Source organism: uncultured Algibacter sp. (assembly GCF_947495925.1).
Lineage (GTDB): Bacteria > Bacteroidota > Bacteroidia > Flavobacteriales > Flavobacteriaceae > Algibacter_E.
In genome coordinates this window covers 257,878-274,933 of the sequence record NZ_CANMAU010000006.1, presented here as the reverse complement: position 1 = coordinate 274,933, position 17,056 = coordinate 257,878, and the positions used below count along the sequence as shown (strand labels likewise).

21 protein-coding genes are annotated in these 17,056 nt (G+C 33.0%); 12 read left to right on the top strand and 9 right to left on the bottom strand.

What is annotated here, in order from left to right:
* Window positions 1-54 precede the first annotated feature (54 nt).
* From Q0857_RS14185 to Q0857_RS14175, 3 genes are all read left to right on the top strand, one after another.
* The gene (locus Q0857_RS14185) at window positions 55-1,077 is read left to right on the top strand and encodes a GyrI-like domain-containing protein (RefSeq protein WP_298536440.1); all 1,023 of its coding nucleotides are present in this window, start codon (window positions 55-57) and stop codon (window positions 1,075-1,077) included.
* A gap of 2 nt (window positions 1,078-1,079) precedes the next feature.
* Window positions 1,080-1,445 carry a fluoride efflux transporter CrcB gene (gene crcB / locus Q0857_RS14180; protein ID WP_298536437.1) on the top strand — a complete coding sequence of 122 codons (366 nt, stop codon included), beginning with the start codon at window positions 1,080-1,082 and terminating at the stop codon, window positions 1,443-1,445.
* A 73-nt stretch (window positions 1,446-1,518) separates the two neighbouring features.
* Window positions 1,519-1,986, top strand: coding sequence for a DUF1572 family protein (locus tag Q0857_RS14175; protein ID WP_298536432.1), 468 nt, complete (start codon window positions 1,519-1,521; stop codon window positions 1,984-1,986).
* Between the two features lie 35 nt (window positions 1,987-2,021).
* On the opposite strand, the gene Q0857_RS14170 is transcribed toward Q0857_RS14175, so the two are convergent.
* Window positions 2,022-2,627, bottom strand: a complete 606-nt coding sequence (locus tag Q0857_RS14170; RefSeq protein WP_298536430.1) for a DUF1684 domain-containing protein — start codon at window positions 2,625-2,627, stop codon at window positions 2,022-2,024.
* Window positions 2,627-3,154, bottom strand: a complete 528-nt coding sequence (locus Q0857_RS14165; RefSeq protein ID WP_298536428.1) for a DUF4252 domain-containing protein — start codon at window positions 3,152-3,154, stop codon at window positions 2,627-2,629. Before Q0857_RS14165 ends, Q0857_RS14170 begins: the two co-directional genes overlap by 1 nt.
* Before the next feature lie 276 nt (window positions 3,155-3,430).
* On the opposite strand from Q0857_RS14165, the gene Q0857_RS14160 reads away from it, so the two are divergent.
* From Q0857_RS14160 to Q0857_RS14145, 4 genes are read left to right on the top strand one after another with little or no spacing between them, the layout of a single operon-like run.
* On the top strand, window positions 3,431-4,660 hold the full coding sequence (locus Q0857_RS14160; protein WP_298536426.1) for an MFS transporter: 1,230 nt from the start codon (window positions 3,431-3,433) through the stop codon (window positions 4,658-4,660).
* The gene (locus Q0857_RS14155) at window positions 4,653-5,624 is read left to right on the top strand and encodes a YpdA family putative bacillithiol disulfide reductase (protein WP_298536424.1); all 972 of its coding nucleotides are present in this window, start codon (window positions 4,653-4,655) and stop codon (window positions 5,622-5,624) included. The genes Q0857_RS14160 and Q0857_RS14155 overlap by 8 nt, the downstream gene beginning before the upstream one ends.
* Window positions 5,625-5,626: 2 nt before the next feature.
* Window positions 5,627-6,004: a VOC family protein gene (locus Q0857_RS14150; RefSeq protein ID WP_298536421.1), complete on the top strand. Its 378-nt coding sequence runs from the start codon at window positions 5,627-5,629 to the stop codon at window positions 6,002-6,004.
* 2 nt (window positions 6,005-6,006) lie between these two features.
* Complete coding sequence (locus Q0857_RS14145) at window positions 6,007-6,780, top strand: DJ-1/PfpI family protein (protein WP_298536419.1); 774 nt, start codon at window positions 6,007-6,009, stop codon at window positions 6,778-6,780.
* 3 nt (window positions 6,781-6,783) lie between these two features.
* On the opposite strand, the gene Q0857_RS14140 is transcribed toward Q0857_RS14145, so the two are convergent.
* Complete coding sequence (locus Q0857_RS14140; protein WP_298536417.1) at window positions 6,784-7,227, bottom strand: Lrp/AsnC family transcriptional regulator; 444 nt, start codon at window positions 7,225-7,227, stop codon at window positions 6,784-6,786.
* A 123-nt stretch (window positions 7,228-7,350) separates the two neighbouring features.
* Here Q0857_RS14140 and Q0857_RS14135 point away from each other — a divergent pair, with 123 nt between their 5' ends.
* Window positions 7,351-7,746 carry a hypothetical protein gene (locus Q0857_RS14135; protein WP_298536415.1) on the top strand — a complete coding sequence of 132 codons (396 nt, stop codon included), beginning with the start codon at window positions 7,351-7,353 and terminating at the stop codon, window positions 7,744-7,746.
* A 7-nt stretch (window positions 7,747-7,753) separates the two neighbouring features.
* On the opposite strand, the gene Q0857_RS14130 is transcribed toward Q0857_RS14135, so the two are convergent.
* From Q0857_RS14130 to Q0857_RS14120, 3 genes are all read right to left on the bottom strand, one after another.
* On the bottom strand, window positions 7,754-8,182 hold the full coding sequence (locus Q0857_RS14130) for a hypothetical protein (protein ID WP_298536413.1): 429 nt from the start codon (window positions 8,180-8,182) through the stop codon (window positions 7,754-7,756).
* A gap of 135 nt (window positions 8,183-8,317) precedes the next feature.
* On the bottom strand, window positions 8,318-8,449 hold the full coding sequence (locus Q0857_RS14125; RefSeq protein ID WP_298536405.1) for a hypothetical protein: 132 nt from the start codon (window positions 8,447-8,449) through the stop codon (window positions 8,318-8,320).
* 210 nt (window positions 8,450-8,659) lie between these two features.
* Complete coding sequence (locus Q0857_RS14120; RefSeq protein WP_298536403.1) at window positions 8,660-12,094, bottom strand: methylmalonyl-CoA mutase family protein; 3,435 nt, start codon at window positions 12,092-12,094, stop codon at window positions 8,660-8,662.
* 145 nt (window positions 12,095-12,239) lie between these two features.
* Between Q0857_RS14120 and purU the strand changes: the two genes are divergently transcribed.
* From purU to Q0857_RS14100, 4 genes are all read left to right on the top strand, one after another.
* On the top strand, window positions 12,240-13,094 hold the full coding sequence (gene purU, locus Q0857_RS14115) for a formyltetrahydrofolate deformylase (RefSeq protein WP_298536400.1): 855 nt from the start codon (window positions 12,240-12,242) through the stop codon (window positions 13,092-13,094).
* Window positions 13,095-13,145: 51 nt separating this feature from the next.
* Window positions 13,146-13,853, top strand: coding sequence for a DUF4197 domain-containing protein (locus Q0857_RS14110; protein WP_298536398.1), 708 nt, complete (start codon window positions 13,146-13,148; stop codon window positions 13,851-13,853).
* A gap of 123 nt (window positions 13,854-13,976) precedes the next feature.
* Complete coding sequence (locus Q0857_RS14105) at window positions 13,977-14,174, top strand: Lacal_2735 family protein (protein WP_298536396.1); 198 nt, start codon at window positions 13,977-13,979, stop codon at window positions 14,172-14,174.
* 77 nt (window positions 14,175-14,251) lie between these two features.
* Complete coding sequence (locus Q0857_RS14100) at window positions 14,252-14,443, top strand: Lacal_2735 family protein (RefSeq protein ID WP_298536394.1); 192 nt, start codon at window positions 14,252-14,254, stop codon at window positions 14,441-14,443.
* A 183-nt stretch (window positions 14,444-14,626) separates the two neighbouring features.
* On the opposite strand, the gene Q0857_RS14095 is transcribed toward Q0857_RS14100, so the two are convergent.
* The 3 genes from Q0857_RS14095 to pyrF form a co-directional block, all read right to left on the bottom strand.
* On the bottom strand, window positions 14,627-15,433 hold the full coding sequence (locus Q0857_RS14095; protein WP_298536392.1) for an ABC transporter substrate-binding protein: 807 nt from the start codon (window positions 15,431-15,433) through the stop codon (window positions 14,627-14,629).
* Between the two features lie 186 nt (window positions 15,434-15,619).
* Window positions 15,620-16,168: a cupin domain-containing protein gene (locus Q0857_RS14090; RefSeq protein WP_298536390.1), complete on the bottom strand. Its 549-nt coding sequence runs from the start codon at window positions 16,166-16,168 to the stop codon at window positions 15,620-15,622.
* A gap of 73 nt (window positions 16,169-16,241) precedes the next feature.
* On the bottom strand, window positions 16,242-17,054 hold the full coding sequence (pyrF, locus tag Q0857_RS14085) for an orotidine-5'-phosphate decarboxylase (protein WP_298536388.1): 813 nt from the start codon (window positions 17,052-17,054) through the stop codon (window positions 16,242-16,244).
* Between the last annotated feature and the right edge of the window lie 2 nt (window positions 17,055-17,056).

The following is a 17,056-nucleotide window of genomic DNA, read 5'->3' as shown; positions in this document are numbered from 1 at the left end:
TAAAAACTTCAAAATGACTATCTTTGATTTATATAATTCTTGAATGTAACAAACATGAAAACTCTTAAGTACATATTATTCTTATTATTAATAGTTGTTATTGGTTTGGCTATTTATATTGCTGTTCAACCCAATGAATTCAGCTTTTCTAGAAGCAGAGTTATAAAAGCACCTAAATCTCTGCTTTTTGATAAGGTAAATGATTTTAAAAATTGGCCAAACTTTTCACCTTGGATTGAAAAAGAACCCAATGCAGATTTAACCTATGGGGAAAAAACATCTGGTGTTGATGGGAATTATTCTTGGAATGGTGAAATTCTGGGAGAAGGAAAGATGACCACGGTTGCCGTTGAAAACCATAAATCTATTTCGCAGCAAATTGTATTTATAAAACCGTTTGAATCTGAATCTGATATTAATTGGACTTTTGAAGATACTGATGATGGTATTAATGTGACATGGGCCATGAAAGGTAAACAAGATTTTATGACTAAAATGTACACTACTTTTGCTGGCTCTATTGAAGAAAACACATCTCCAGATTTCGATAGAGGCTTATTCAAATTAGACAGTATCGTACAAGTGGATATGAAAAAATATAGCATTGAGGTTGATGGAGTAACCGAGCACGGTGGTGGTTTTTATATTTATAATACAACTTCGTGCAAAATATCAGACTTAGCTCAAAAAATGCAAGAAATGCTACCCAAAGTTGGTAATTACGCCATGAATAACAACTTGCAAATGGCGGGTCCTCCATTTGTAAATTACCATAAATGGGATGAAGCTAATAATGCAGTGATGTTTTCGTGCTGTGTGCCAACTACTGAGAAAGTCGTTTCGAATAACCCAGATATCTTAACAGGACAATTAAAACCTTTTAAAGCAATAAAAACAACTTTAAAAGGGAATTACAATAACTTAAAGGAGGCTTGGGATACCACTATGAAATTTATTCCTAAAAACGGTTTTGAGTTTGAAGAAAAAGGACCTACAATAGAATCATATCCAACAGATCCTATGAGTATTCCAAATCCAGCAAACTGGATCACAGAAATTTATATTGCCGTCAAATAAATATGAAACAACTTTTATTAGTTTTTGTAGGCGGTGGGTTTGGAAGTGTTTTACGTTTTATTATTGGTAAATATCTTAATAATGCAGAAACAGGTATTCCCTATGGCACTTTTGCCTCTAATATCCTAGGTAGTTTACTTATTGGATTTATACTCGGTTTTGCCGCTAAAAACAATGCCCTTACACAAAACCACACCTTGCTTTTGGCTACAGGATTTTGTGGTGGCTTTACCACCTTTTCAACGTTCGCTTATGAAAACCATGTGTTTTTAAAATCAGGCGATTTTTTAAATTTTGCAATTTATACAGTTGCCAGTTTTATAATTGGATTTATAGCCGTTTTTGTAGGAATGTATTTGGTGAAATAAAACTAACCCTATCGACAGACGAAATGAGTTTATACCTATTTAAAAACCAAAGAATAGTTTTATAAGTCAAGAAATGATATTAACCGAACATTTAACAGGAAGACTAAAAGAAATACTCACTGAGGGAAAGTGGGTTACCGGAACAAATATAAAAGACCAAATTTCTAACCTAGATTGGAGAATAGCAACTAAAAAAATTTATTCGTTAAACACAATAAGTGACTTGGTTTTTCATTTAGATTATTATATTTCAGGCGTGTTAAATGTGCTTGAAGGGGGCAAACTCGTGATTAAAGATAAATACAGTTTTGATGCACCACCTATTAACTCCGAACTAGATTGGATTGATTTGGTTCATAAATTCTGTAACAATTCTGAAAAATTCATAGTAATGATTTCTAATATGAGTGAAGCAGACTTACACAAAACTTTTGAAAAGGAGCAATACGGAAGTTACCTAAGAAACATAGAAGCAATAATTGAGCATAGCTACTATCATTTCGGACAAATTATTCTGATTAAAAAAATGATTAACAGTTAAGCGCTTTAGGCATATCTATCTGTTAATAAAGGTATTTAATGCTTCTTAAAAACCTTCACCCCTGCTTCAATCCTAATTTTTAAATAGTTTTCACGAGGCACCAGAGGACATGAATACTTATCATTATAAGCGCAATACGGGTTATAGGCTTTATTAAAATCAATAACCATAACATCACCTTCAGGTATTCTAGCATCTACATATCGGCCTCCACCATAACTTTCTAATCCATTAGTTTCATCAAGAAAAGGTAAAAACAAATAATCTTTAAAGCCTTCCTTCTTAATTAAACTTTGATTTTGATAGACATTTAAATGAAATTGAGCTCCCTTTAAATCAAATACCAACTCTCCATATTTGGTATATAGAGGAAGACGATCTGTTGTTGTTTTCATTTCAAAAGGCACCTCGTTAGGTGTTCGTTTAAAATTTGCTTTTACAACATACAACGAATCAAACGGAAAAAAATCTAAGCCTTCAAACTGTTTTCTATCCTTCTTTTTTAAAGGGGATGTTGTGGCATCTTTATATTCGGCGTTAATTTCTTTTTGAAACTCGGTGTCACCTTTAAGCGCTCTTTTTTCTTGCGCACAACATAAAAGTACTTGAGTTAATAAGCACAGTAAAACAATTCTCTTCATTAGTTTTCTTGATTTGTTGATGTTCCTTTATTACTATCATAAGATTTAATAAGCGTGTTTGTAAAAGTATCAATACCGTCTTCATTTGCTAAAGATCTAATTTTACCAGCATCAAAATGGCCTTGTAAATAATATGCTGTAGTTACTTTTTCGGTACTACTAAAAATAATAACATCCGTGACTACAATATCTTTTTCTTTAACTGAAATAACCTGTGTTCTATCAGCTTCATTTTTTCTGAAAACGTCAACATATTTATGTTTTGTTACCGCATTCATTTCATTAATTAGCGTTTGACGTTTAAAGCTATTTGCATTTTCAAATTTTATAAACTTAAAATCTGAAATATTGCCAATGGCTTGATTTATTTCAGGAGAAATACTACCCACAACGGCTTTCATAAATTTTGGTACTTGAAATGATGTAGCACCAAGGTCAGACTTGTGATTGTTGTAAAAACTTTTAAAACTACTTCCGCAGGAAATCATTAAAAAGCATAAACTAAAACAGATACTAATTCTCCTCATGACACAAATAATTCATTTCAAAAATACAACTTACAATTATTTTACCTAGTTTTGAACATTCAAAAGAAATAAAAATGAATTATAACGTCACAATTTGTAGAAAGCAATGGACCTCTTTAAAGAGAAAGAGTCGGGCTTGTCATGTATTGTGGTGATATAAATATTTTATATACAATATGCGAAAGTCCGACTATAAGTCGGACTTTTTGTTTTTAATCAATTGCCGCCTTTATTTTAAAACTAAACATGTGAAAAAAACTTGAATAACTAGAACTAATGAAAACTTTAATCAACAACTATTTAAACACTTTTAAAGGCCTATCAACAGAAGTATGGTGGTTATCACTAATTACACTAATAAACAGAGCAGGAACTATGGTGATTCCCTTTTTATCCTTATATCTAACCAAAAGCCTTAATTTTACTTTAAACGACGTTGGGTGGGTTATGAGTGCTTTTGGTTTAGGCTCAGTAGTTGGTTCTTGGTTAGGAGGAAAACTCACAGATAAAATAGGCTACTATAAAGTTATGGTATTTAGCTTAATCTCGACAGGTTTATTATTTATTGGTCTTCAATATTTAAACACCTTTGAATCCTTTTGTGCTGGTATTTTCCTGGTCATGCTGGTAGCAGATAGTTTTCGACCAGCCATGTTTGTAGCTCTTAGTGCTTATAGCAAACCTGAAAACAAAACGCGTTCTGTAACCTTAATTAGGCTTGCTATAAACTTGGGATTTTCGGCAGGTCCAGCTATTGGCGGGTTTATTATTACAACTATTAGCTATGGTGGCTTGTTTTGGGTGGACGGTATAACATGTATTACCGCCACATTAGTACTTATTAATGTATTAAACCCAAAGAAGACAAAAACTTTGGACGATATTAAAACGGAGAACCCAAAGTCTGCTTACGGAGACAAAGCTTTTTTAATATTTCTATTAGCCATGGTGTTATTTGGCATAGTATTCTTGCAGTACTTTTCAACCATGCCCTTATATTACAAAGACATACACCAATTAAGCGAACTTGATATTGGTATAATTTTAGGCACAAATGGATTTTTAATATTCGTTTTTGAAATGCCTTTAATTAAATGGTTAGAAAACTCATCGTTCACTAAAACTGGCCTTATGCTATTCGGAGGTATCCTAACGGGGTTAAGTTTTCTTATACTGAATTTCACGACTTGGTCTGGTGTTTTGATTATTGGAATGCTTTTAATGACCTTTGGAGAAATGATTGCCTTTCCTTTTTCTAATGCATTTGCCATGGACAGAGCTAAAAAAGGCAATCAAGGAGAATATATGGCCCTGTACTCCATTGCATTTTCTGTTGCTCATATATTTGGACATAATGCGGGTATGCGACTAATCGACAATCTAGGCTTCGATAATACATGGTATATTATAACGCTACTTGCGGCGCTTTGTGTATTTTTATTATTTATTTTAAGTGCATATTTAAATGCTAAAAAGAAATTAAGACAAGCTCAATACTGTGAATAACGAAAAGAAACATGTGGTAATTATCGGTGGTGGCCCTATAGGAATTGCCTGTGCTCTAGAGTGTAAAAAAAGAGGTTGGAATTATGTGGTAATTGAAAAAGGAGCGTTAACAAACTCCTTATTCAATTACCCAAAAAACATGACCTTCTTTTCGACCTCTGAAAAACTAGAAATTGATGATATTCCTTTTATTAGCAATAATTCAAAACCTAATAGAGATGAAGCTTTAGAATATTATAGACGAGTTACGACTTCAAACCAACTTCATATTAATTTATATGAAACCGTTATTTCTATCAATAAAACTGAGCAGCATTTTAATATTAAAACTAGTAAATCCACGTATTTATCTGATCAAGTCATTCTATGTACCGGGTTTTATGATATTCCTAAGTTGCTGAATGTTCCTGGAGAAACTTTAGACAAAGTAACTCATTATTATAAGGAAGCCCACAATTACGCCTTACAAGATGTGGTGGTTATAGGAGCAAGTAACTCTGCGGTAGATGCCGCTTTAGAAATTTACAGAAAAGGAGGTCGAGTAACCATGGTAATTCGCAGCGAACAGATTGGTGAACGCGTTAAATACTGGGTAAGACCCGATATTATAAACCGCATAGAAGAAGGTAGCATTAAGGCCTTCTTTAATTCTGAAATTAAATACATTGAAGACCATCAAGTTACCATATCAACTCCTAATGACGATATAAATATTCCCAATGACTATGTGATTGCCCTTATTGGTTATCTTCCTAACTTTGATTTATTAAGAGCTAGTGGCATCATCTTATCTGATGATGAGAAAACGATTCCTGAGTACAATGCGGAAACTATGGAATCAAACATTAAAGGATTGTATTTAGCTGGTGTAATATGTGGAGGTAAAGAAACACATAAATGGTTTATAGAAAACTCGAGAATTCACGCCAAAATGATCGCTAAACACATTGAAAGTTTAAGATAACTATGAATTTAAATCAGATCACCATCCCTTCTTTAGATGTTGAAAAATCAACAGAGTTCTATGAAACTTTGGGCTTAAAATTAATTGTAGATGCACGTCCTAGATATGTAAGGTTTGAATGTCCGGATGGCGATGCTACCTTTTCTATTCATAAAATTGATAACATCCAAAAAGGGCAAGGTGTAACCGTCTATTTTGAAGACGATCATTTAGATGAATGGGTATCAAGTCTGCAGTCAAAAGGGATCAAATTTATCTCGTTACCCGAAGACCGGTCGTATTTATGGAGAGAAGCAAAACTTCAAGATCCTGATGGCAATCAGTTGATATTATTTCATGCAGGAGAAAATAGAAAAAACCCGCCATGGCGAATCAATTAGTTATGAAGCACGTTTTATCTGTTTTAATACTTACTTTATTTGTTAGCTGTAACTTTTCCAAAGAAAATAATTCGGCTTATGAAATAAAGAATATACCCATAGAAGAACAATCCCTAGAAAACTCCTCAAAGGTTTTTCCGGAGCTTGATCCTGATCGCTACAATGTAGCATTCTTAATTATGGATGGCACTTTTAATACAGAGTTTACTGCACCGTATGATATTTTTCAACATACGATTTTTAGAGATAGTATTAAAGCCATGAATGTATTTACAGTTGCCAATTCAGACCAAAGTGTAACAACTTTCGAGGGCTTAAAAATACTGCCGGATTTTAATTATTTAAAAGATTCTTTGCCAAGAATAGACATTCTTGTTGTTCCTAGTGCTGAGCATCATTTAGATTCAGACTTGGAAGATTCAACAATGATTAATTTTGTAAAACAAGTTGATCAAAAGGCGCTTTTTGTTACTTCACACTGTGATGGTGCATTTGTTTTAGCAAAAGCAGGTGTATTAGATCATGTCGTCTCCACAACTTTTCCGAGCGATATTGATAAAATGAAGCGCTCTTTTCCAAAATTAGACATTAGAAAAAACGTACTCTTTGTTCATGATGGAAAATATATAACTTCTGCAGGTGGTGCGAAGAGTTTTGAAGCTGCTCTTTATTTATGTGAATTTTTATATGGCAAAGAAGTTGCACAATCTTTGGCTGGAGGCTTGGTGATTGACTGGAACTTAGATAGTGTTCCACATCTCATCATTAAAAACTAATGCTTATTTAATTGGAATGACTTCTTTTTGTTTTACAACTCGCGATAAAACAATTTGAGTCTTTGATTCTCCATAACTTATAAGCTGATCTATAAAGGTCTCTAGATGCTTCTGATTTTTTAAAACAACTTCCATTACAATATTTTCATCACCTGTAATTCTGTAGCAGTTTATAACCTCATCATATGTCTTTACTTTTTCTAAAAAAGGTTTTAACTTCCCCATAAACGCTCTTAACGTAATAATGGCTTTCAATTGATACCCAATTTCAAATGGAGATACTATAGCCTTATATCCTTCAATTATACCTAAATCTTCCATTTTTTTGATGCGCTCTGAAACGGCAGGAGAACTAATTCCAACTTGCCTTCCAATTTCAGCATTTGAAAGTCTAGCATTTAACTGTAAACACTTTAAAATCTTCGTATTAATACTATCAATAATCATTTTAAAGAACTTTAACTATAATTAATCAATATTTAAAGCAAATATACATTTTTACTTTAAAACCTAAAGTTGAATCTCGTTTCTTGTGAGTAATTTTGATAAAAATGCTAAGAAAAAAAGATCATGTCATCTAATACCCCACTAAATCTATCGGAATTACCAATTTATCAAAAAGCCTTAGAGATTTTCGCATTGTCTCAAAATATTTCTGTGTACCTAAATCACGATTTATCAAGCTTAAAACCAGATGGTTCTGAAGACAATGATATCTATTTTTCTGGAGACATTATCCAACAATCTGTATCATTGGCACCGGAAATTTTAAGTGCTGAATTAGAGCGTCATACTGAAAGGAAGCATAAACACCTCGACTCTATTAGAAAATTAACGAACAGACTTTATAAAAACTCATACAGATTAGAACGTTCTAATAGTAACGGAAAAGACTTTTTACCAGTTTTAAGATCTGAATTGAAGAAATTTAAAAAACTTCAAAGTTCTTGGATGTTAACTTTGTAATTTGAGTTTAGATCTTAACGAACTTTTGACCGCAGCCTTCTATACAAGGATACCACAAAATTAAGTGACCACTTAAAGGAAGGTCAAAATAAACATCAAACTCACCGAATTCACAATTTTCCGGAGTTATAATTCCATCAAAGTTGGTATCTGCCCTATCATCACTTGTTACTTCATAAACTCCAAATGAATTATCTCCTACTTCACGGCTCATATAACATAAACTACCGTTCGCAATTACGGTTCCATCACTAAAAAACTCAACGATTCGCTCACTTTCAACAGAGTTAAATGTTCCGCTACCATCGCCAGGATCAACCAGCTGTTCAATAAGTCTCCACTTCCCTAATAAATTTTGCTCCTCTTCTATTTCTTTAGTCTCTTTAGTTGAGCAATTGAAAAGTATAAGCGCTAAAGCAATAACGGCATATTTCATAAAAAATATTTAAGATTTATCTTTAAGATACTTAAAATAAAAAAGGGTTGCGTCTAGAAATGATTAGGAAGCAAAAAACCTCAAGACGAATTAATCTTGAGGTTTGTTATTTATTATTTCTGAAGCGTTATAATGTTAACATGCTTCTTTAAAATTAATTACATACCCTTCGGTTAGGTAATACTTTTCAGATTTAATGGTATTTACTAACCAATCTAAATAATTCTTAGACTGCCTTTTAAACTTGTACTTAAGTGTTGCTTCCATAGGTATAAATTTTTAGGTTAAACAATACTAATTATTAGCTTGACTAACATCAATTTACACATAGATGTCTTAATTTTTAAAAAACCTAAGCATTTATGGTTGAATGGTTTATATGGCTCTATAATCTGTAAATTATTGCTTATTAACAGGATAAAACCGCTCTAATATTGAAGATATTTTAAAAAAAGACGTGAAATATAGAAGTTTGCTTTACATATTTCTACGATACTGTCCGCCTACTTCAAATAATGATTTTGTTATTTGCCCTAGAGAACACACTTTACAAACCTCCATTAAAGCTTCAAAAATATTTTCATTCTTAATTGCTTTCTCCTGAAGGTCAGCTAACAAATCTTTTGTTTCATAGGTTTTATGAAGATTTTCCAAAGTTTTAATTTGAAATTTCTTTTCATCTTCGGTTGCCCTAATCACTTCCGCAGGTAATACGGTTGGAGAGCCTTTACTGCTTAAAAACGTATTAACACCAATAATTGGAAATTCACCATTATGTTTCAAAGTTTCATAGTACAAACTTTCTTCTTGTATTTTACTGCGTTGGTACATGGTTTCCATAGCTCCTAAAACACCCCCTCTGTCTGTGATTCTATCGAATTCAACTAAAACGGTTTCCTCTACCAAATCTGTTAATTCTTCAATAATGAAAGACCCCTGAATAGGATTTTCGTTCTTTGCCAAACCTAGCTCTTTATTAATAATAAGCTGAATAGCCATGGCACGACGAACCGACTCTTCAGTAGGCGTTGTAATAGCTTCATCATAAGCATTGGTATGCAACGAATTACAATTATCGTAAATAGCATATAAGGCCTGCAGTGTTGTTCGGATATCGTTAAAATCAATTTCTTGGGCATGCAAACTACGCCCTGACGTTTGAATATGATATTTTAGCATCTGAGCTCTAGGGTTTGCACCATACTTATGTTTTAACGCTTTAGCCCAGATTTTACGTGCTACCCTACCTATAACGGCGTATTCTGGATCTATACCATTTGAGAAAAAGAAAGACAGGTTTGGACCAAACTTATTAATATCCATACCTCGACTCAAATAGTATTCTACATATGTAAAACCATTAGACAATGTTAACGCCAATTGTGTAATTGGGTTAGCCCCTGCTTCGGCGATATGATATCCAGAAATAGAGACAGAATAAAAGTTACGAACGTTATTTTCAATAAAATACTCTTGAACATCTCCCATTAATCTTAGAGCAAATTCAGTTGAAAATATACAGGTATTTTGCGCTTGATCTTCTTTCAAAATATCAGCTTGAACAGTTCCTCTAACTTGAGAAATCGTTTTTACTTTAATAGCTTCATATACAGTTTTTGGCAAGACTTGATCTCCCGTGACTCCTAAAAGCATTAAGCCTAAACCATTATTCCCATCTGGTAAATCGCCATTATACTTAGGGCGATCTTTACCTTTATAAAGCTTTGCGATTTGGGCTTCAACCTCTTTCTCTAGACCGTTTTCTTTTATATATATTTCACATTGTTGATCGATAGCAGCATTCATAAAAAACCCTAAGAGCATTGGTGCAGGACCATTAATAGTCATACTTACCGATGTTATTGGATTAGCTAAATCAAAACCAGAATACAATTTTTTAGCATCATCTAAACAACAAATAGAAACACCTGCATTTCCTATTTTACCATAAATATCTGGCCTGTAGTCTGGATCATTCCCATAAAGCGTCACACTATCAAAAGCTGTAGATAAGCGTTTTGCTGGCAAACCAGCACTTACATAATGAAAACGTTTATTGGTCCGCTCTGGTCCACCTTCTCCAGCAAACATGCGCGCCGGATCTTCACCTGTTCTTTTAAAAGGATATAATCCAGAAGTATACGGGAATTCACCTGGAATATTTTCCTGTAAACTCCATTTTAAAATATCTCCCCAAGCCTGGTACTTAGGTAAAGCTACTTTTGGTATTTGAGTATGCGATAAAGATGTGGTTTGTGTTTCAATCTTAATTTCTTTATCACGAACCTTAAAAGTATAAATAGGGTTCTTATATTTATTTACAATTTTATTCCAACCAATAATAATTTCCCAATTATAGGCATCTAAGTCCATTTTTACTTTGTCAAATTCTGCAAAAAGTAGATTAATTAATTCATGCGCTTTCCCATCTAGCTTTTTGATAATTTCATTTTGAATAAGACCGTGCGCACTTAAAAAAGTAGCTTCATTTTCTAAAGAAATATTAGCAACAGAACAAATGGTTTTATAAATTCCATATAGTCTTTGTGCTATCTCAGATTGACTATTTGCTTTCTTATCGTATGTCCTATTATTCTCTGAAATCTCAGAAAGATAACGTGTTCTAGAAGGTGGTATTACAAATATTTTCTCACTCATTTCACTAGAAATGATATAATTAGAATGTAAATCTGAACCCGCCTTCTCAACCAATTTGCTCATTACCGCTTTATAAAGCGTATTCATTCCTGGATCATTAAACTGCGACGCTATTGTACCGAATACGGGTAATTCATCTTGCGATATATCCCACAAATTATTATTACGCATATATTGCTTTTTCACATCCCTCAACGCATCAAGTGCTCCTCTTTTATCAAACTTATTAATAGCTACCAAATCTGCAAAATCGAGCATATCGATTTTTTCCAACTGAGTCGCCGCACCAAATTCTGGAGTCATTACATAAAGTGACACATCAGAATGTTCAATAATTTCTGTGTCGGATTGACCAATACCTGAGGTTTCTAAAATAATCAAATCGTACTCAGCAGCTTTTAAAACCTCTACCGCCTCATTTACATGCTTTGATAAAGCCAAATTTGACTGACGGGTAGCCAAGCTTCGCATATATACTCGGGGTGAATTAATGGCATTCATTCTAATTCTATCTCCCAACAAGGCACCTCCTGTTTTTCGTTTTGAAGGATCTACCGATATAATTCCGATAGTTTTATTTGGAAAATCAATCAAAAAACGTCTCACCAATTCATCGACCAAACTTGATTTTCCTGCTCCACCGGTACCTGTAATTCCCAATACCGCTGTTTGAGACTCCGCATTCTTTTTATGAATTTCAACTAAAGCATCTTTAGCTACTTCAGGAAAATTCTCCGCCGAAGAGATGACTCTAGCAATAGATTTTGAGTCTTTCTTATTTAGACTTTCAACATTAACATCTAATTCATTTCCGATAGCAAAATCAGATTGTTTTACCAAGTCATTAATCATACCTTGCAAACCCATTTCTCTACCATCGTCTGGCGAATAAATTCGGGCAATGCCATAGTCCATTAAACCCTTAATTTCTGAAGGTAAAATTACACCGCCGCCGCCGCCAAATATTTTGATATGCTCAGCACCTTTCTCTTTTAGAAGATCAAACATATATTTAAAATACTCATTATGACCACCTTGATATGAAGTTAGACAAATAGCATTCACATCTTCCTGAATAGCAGTAGTTACCACCTCCTCTACACTTCTATCATGCCCTAAATGAATCACCTCAACTCCTGTAGCCTGAATAATCCGCCTCATTATATTAATGGAAGCATCATGACCATCAAAAAGAGATGCTGCAGTAACTATGCGTACTTTATATTTTGGCTTATATGGCTGTTGTTGTATCATTCGTAAAGATTCTTCGTATTTAGTGTTGCAATTTAAGAAATATTCAAAAAAACTAACTATTTACACATGATTATCTAAAACTATTCTTATCCTACCGTCTTAGATAATTTTAAGCTAATTTTGAACGATTAAATTTGGAATAGTCATGAATAAAATCACCATACTAATTCATTGTAAAGACAGGTCTAATATTATAGCATCTATTACCAGTTTTATTGCAGATAAAGGTGGAAACATTGTTTACGTTGATCAATACGTTGACCGAGAACAAAACACGTTCTTTATGCGTTTAGAAAGTGAATTTGTGTCGGAATCTTTTTCTACTGAAGATTTTAAAAGCGTTTTCAAATCAGACTTAGCTGAAACTTTTGAAATGAAATGGCGCATTTATTCATCCGAAAAAAAGCCTAAAATGGCTCTTTTCATTTCCAAATACGATCACTGTTTATACGATTTACTTGGACGCTATAATTCAGGTGAACTGAACCTAGAAATTCCATTTATAATTAGTAATCATACAGATTTAAAACCCATTGCAGATAGTTTTAATATTCCGTTTTATCATATTCCAGTTACCAAAGACACCAAACAAGAGGTGGAAGACAAGCAATTGCTATTATTAAAAGAGCATAACATAGACTTTATTGTATTGGCTCGCTATATGCAAATAGTGTCTAGCAAACTTATAAGTCAATACACAAATAAAATTATAAACATTCATCACTCCTTCTTACCAGCTTTTGTAGGTGCTAAACCTTACCATTCAGCTTACAAACGCGGTGTGAAAATTATTGGTGCAACGAGTCATTATGTGACCGAAGAGCTAGATGCGGGTCCTATTATCGAACAGGATGTTACTAGAGTATCTCATGCACATGAAATAACAGATTTAATTGCAAAAGGACGTGATTTAGAAAAGGTTGTTTTAGCAAATGCTGTTAAATTACATGCAGATAGAAAAGTTATGGTTTACAACAACAAGACGGTAATCTTTACATAAACTTTTAGTTTTATCATCTTAAATTTTAACCCATTTTATATAACCAAAATCATGATTAAAAAAGGTTTAGTGCTTTTACTAATATTCAATCTTACTGCTTGCGCAGAATTGCATCAAGTTGTTAGTCAATTACCTCAAGATACTTCAACCATTGGAAACGACCAGATTGCTTCTGGATTAAGAGAAGCCTTAGATCTTGGCATTGAAAAACAGGTTACAAAATTAACCCAAACAGACGGTTTTTATAAAAATGATTTAGTCAAAATATTGCTACCGGAAGAACTTCAAAAAGTAGACAAAGGGCTTAGAGATATTGGATTAGGAAGTCTAGCTGATGAAGGTATTAAGGTACTCAATAGAGCTGCGGAAGATGCAGTAAAAGAAGCTACTCCAATATTTATAGATGCCGTAAAAAACATGACTTTTAATGATGCCAAAACTATTCTAGTTGGTAATGATGATGCTGCCACCCAATATTTAACAGCTAAAACGCAAACAGCTCTATACAGCAAATTTAATCCTGTAATTCAAAATTCATTTAGTAAAGTTGGAGCAGATCAAATATGGAGTAGTTTAATTAGAAAATACAATAATATACCATTTACAAATGATGTAAATCCTGATTTAACTGATTATGTAACAAACGAAGCTTTAAAAGGCGTTTACACCATGATTGCAGTTGAAGAAAAAGAAATTCGTACTAAATTATCGTCTAGAACTACTGATTTGCTACAGAAAGTTTTTGCTCTTCAGGATTAATAAACGCTATAGAAATAACTTAAAGCCGAATATTATTATTCGGCTTTTTTATTTAATATACTCAAATAGTTTATTTTTTAAAATAAAAAATGTATATTTAAGTACTTGAATATCAATCAACAAATGAACAGAATCGACTCCTTAAGAATTCATCAGGTTGAACTCAACAAGCAATACAAAAGCCTAGTTGAGCAAGCATATAATTTTCGGCAAACCGATTCTGCACTAAGCGATATCTCTGAATACAGAGCTATAAAACTTCTTAATAAGCTTAATAGATTGAAATATCTTTATAGAGAACAGCAACAGAGAGCAGTGTAATATTTATCATTTATTTAACTTTTACCGCACATCTAGAGTTTCAGTAAGTCCGTAATTATTATATAAATATTACGAACATGAATACATTGATAAAAAATCACCAAAGAAAATTAAAAAACAAGTATAAGCAACTTATAGAATTAGCTTACAATTTAAAACAAAGTGATGCTTCATTAAGCGATGCCTTGGAGTATCAAGCTATTCTTTTGCACAATAAGATTAACAGATTGAAATATCTAAACAGAGAGCAATCGCAATCGATAATTTAATCTTCATAATTTTTTAACCATTTAATCACATCTAAATTAGATGTTTACACGTACTTTATATAAACAAACAGAACGTTATGAATACACATTTTTGTAGAGTTGGAAAAATAAAACCCAACCTAAGTAAACTTATTAGTTTGAAAGAATTGGAAAACAGAATAACAAACTTTGTTGACGACAGAACTAAGCTTGAATATTCTGAAGATTTAAACGGAGCGATTTAAAATACTGAAACGCTTTTGCAAGTCTTGAACCATACCAAGAAAACATTTCGCCATCCACTAATTTAATTGTGGCATTGGTAAAGTATTCTTGTACTTCATTTTTATGCAAGTCCTTAAAAGGAAATGGCTCTGAAGACAATAATACTAAGTCAATTTCTCTTTTCTGACTTTCCTCTTTAAGATCTACCTCCGGATATCTCGTTTTATCCTCAAAAACATTTTCAAACTTATTTAACTCAAGCAAATAATTAACAAATGTATTATTTGCAGCCACCATCCAAGGTGCTCTCCAAATAAAATATGCAGTTTTCAAAATAGGTTTATCTCTAATAAAGTCTTCAAACGCTACTAGCTCTTCTTTAATAGTATCCGTTATTTGAGACGCAGTTTCTTTACTATCAAAAATAGCCCCATAAGCCTTAATTAATTCGAGGCTATCATTTGTATTATAAATATCAGAGACATGCACATTACAGATAGACTGGCAAGCCACCACAATATCCTTCGTGTTTTCTTCTTTATTACAGAGAATAATATCAGGACGTAAACCTCGTATTTTATCGATATGAATTTGCTTGGTACCACCAACTATAACTACCTCCTTTTTAATATGATGCGGATGTACGCAAAATTTTGTGACACCCACTAATGAAGATTGTAAACCCAAATCGCAAAGTAGTTCTGTTTGGCTGGGAACCAATGAAATAATACGTTTTGGCGTTTCATTTATATGAAGTATTCTGTTTATTTGATCTTCAATTTTCATATAACAAGAAATCGCGCTATTTGTATAACGATTATGGTCTGTGTAAGGATAGCTTCGTGATTAAGCAACTAACTTTCCAAAAATGGAATGAACCATAGGGAAATCAGCAGGGTTTTCCGAGTAAGCTAGACCCAAGCAATTATTTTTACACTTTGTTGTGTGTTCGTTTTTTATTTCAATTGTATTCTAAGCATTTTCAAACCCGTATTTTTTCACAAAAGAGTTCCATTGTTCTTTACTGAAATTCTTTGTTGCTCCACCGCTAATCAATTTAAAGCACTCCTCCATTTTACCTGCAGGTTGGTAAGTGATTAATAGCTTTCCTTTCCCCTCACTTGTTTTGGAAAAACTATGTGGTACCATTCTAGGACCGAATACACTATCTCCAGCTTTTGCTTTGTAAATACTATTTCCAACGATAATTTCAAATTCTCCTTCCAAAATATACCACCATTCATCTTGTTCGTAGTGAAAATGACTTGAGGGCCCACCTTTTCCCATCCGTACAGATTCGAATATAAACATATCTCCATTCGAGTCCTTAGTTGAAACTTTGGTAGTAAAGGTATCACTACCAAAAATAGTAAGGGGTTTATCATTCCTGTCTTTACCAGCTAAAACCATGAAACCTTCTTTAATTCTTGAAAACAACTTAGAATTTGCAATAGCTTTGTATGGAACTAGTGTAACAACTCCAGCAATAGTGAATAAGTTTAAAAATTGGCTTCTTTTCATTGTAAGTAAAATTTAATTCGTCATTTAACTTATTTGGTTATTTCTTAAATGACACATAACTTACAAACAACCACTAACTTAAAATAGCAGCCATATCATTTTGAAGTTCTTCGGCTTTTGCTGCTGCTGCTTGTGCAAAGTCATGTCCTTTAGAGGCATAAATAATACCTCGGGATGAATTAATCAGCAAACCAATTGTATCATTCATCCCATATTTACACACCTCTTGTAAGTTACCTCCTTGGGCTCCCACCCCAGGAACTAACAAAAAACTATCTGGAATCATTTTTCTAATATCTACTAAAAATTCAGCCTTAGTTGCACCGACCACATACATTAGGTTTTCTGAGTTCTGCCATGATTTAGAAGTTTCCAAAACCTGCTTATAAACCTCTTTTCCGTCCATGGTCTTTGTTTGAAAATCAAAAGCTCCTTGGTTAGAGGTTAAAGCTAAAAGAATAGTATGCTTATTTTCAAAAGCCAAAAACGGCTCAATAGAATCTTTACCCATATAAGGAGCTACTGTAACTGAGTCAAAAGCTAAATCCTCAAAAAATGCTTTAGCATACATGGTACTGGTATTCCCAATATCTCCTCGCTTAGCATCTGCAATGGTAAAAATTTCAGGATGTTTTTCATTCAAATAATTGATCGTTTTTTCTAAAGCTTTCCAACCTTTTAATCCGTAAGCTTCATAAAAAGCTGTATTAGGTTTGTAAGCCACACACAAGTGATGTGTAGCATCAATGATAGCTTTATTAAAAGCAAAAATAGGATCTTCTTCTTCTAATAAGTATTCTGGAATTTTATTTAAATCAACATCTAATCCTATACATAAAAAGGATTTCTTTTTTTTGATTTCTTGAACGAGTTGGCCTGTAGTCACTT